The organism is Endozoicomonas sp. SESOKO3, from assembly GCF_024606255.1.
In genome coordinates, this window is sequence record NZ_JAHHPR010000119.1 from 1 (window position 1) to 1,216 (window position 1,216).

Here is a 1,216-nt window from a genome sequence, read left to right on the forward strand (position 1 = left end):
CAAGGGCTGTGCTCAGTTCCTCAAGGGCTATGCCGCATGCTTTAGCCAGAGTTTGCTGTTGTGCTGAATCCGCACCTTTCAGGACACTCTTCAGGACATCCTTGACCTTCTTTGAATCACTGCTGGAAAGACTGACCTTACCGGTGAGCTGGAAGTCAGATTTGATTTCTATTACATCGGCAGGCGCCCCGCCCAGATCCGCTGCGTCCCAGGTTTGGCCTCCATCCACGGAATACTCTGCAAAGCTGTGGTTAATGTTAGAAATTTTCCGACTTGGAATACCAAAATAACGACAAAGAGCAACAAAAACAGATACACGATGACGACAGCTACCTTGCCGTTGTGTGACGAGGAATCGAAAGAAATTCTTATGGCGCTCTGGTATAGCATTACCGGAAAACTGTTTGCAATAATCCTTGATCGCCACAATGCGTTGCTTCATGTTTTTAGCCTTTTGTATTGTTCGCAAAGGCTCCCGTACTTTCAGTGGCTGTCGGTTAATGTTCTCAAACACTTCCTTCAGTACTGTTTTCATACCCTGGGAACAGCGGGCGTCAAAACGTGTTGATTGCGCAGACCGGACTCCTCTGGTACGTGTTTTTCTGCACGCTCCTCTGTGTTCTACGACATAAGCAAACTGAATTTTCTGTTTGGTTTCGGCCACTGCAACAGACAGCGTGTGAAGCCCGGTATATTGATTCCTGACCAGCGTGTATGGCACATCCGGCTCTATGCGCAGGGCCACTATATAGTCGTCAGGCGTCAGGCTGGGCAATGCATATCGACCACTGCCGGATGTCCAGTCAAAGGTTGCCAGCGTTTGATCGCTGGCTAATGACACTGGCTGGTCACGCCCTGGTAACCGGGCCGGTGTGAGGGTTTCGACCCCGTAAATGTCTTTATCATTAAGAGCGATCTCTTTGACAGCACCCTGTTCAGACACAAAAATATCCTTTGCCCACCACCGATACATCACGCAAGAATAGTCCTGCGTATCAAAAATTCTGAAATCGTACAGTTCTGGCCTGTCAAAGCACTCATAGTTCGTTCTCTGGTCTATTGCCGGAGCCTCTTTCTCTTCGACTTCCGGATTGTATGGCTCAGGAGCGTTATCACCGCCAACAACTGACGCTTCGTTAATACTGCCCTCAATACTACCCTCAACTCGATGGTTCACCAGACCACTCATCTGATACCAAAACGCAGGCCATAGTTG

Annotated in this window: 1 protein-coding gene; it reads right to left on the minus strand. The window is 48.9% G+C overall.

Annotation, left to right across the window (positions count from 1 at the left end; all coding sequences use genetic code 11):
* On the minus strand, positions 1-1,189 hold a 1,189-nt coding region (locus KDK18_RS02200; RefSeq protein WP_257252879.1), incomplete at its 3' end, for a transglutaminase-like domain-containing protein.
* Between the last annotated feature and the right edge of the window lie 27 nt (positions 1,190-1,216).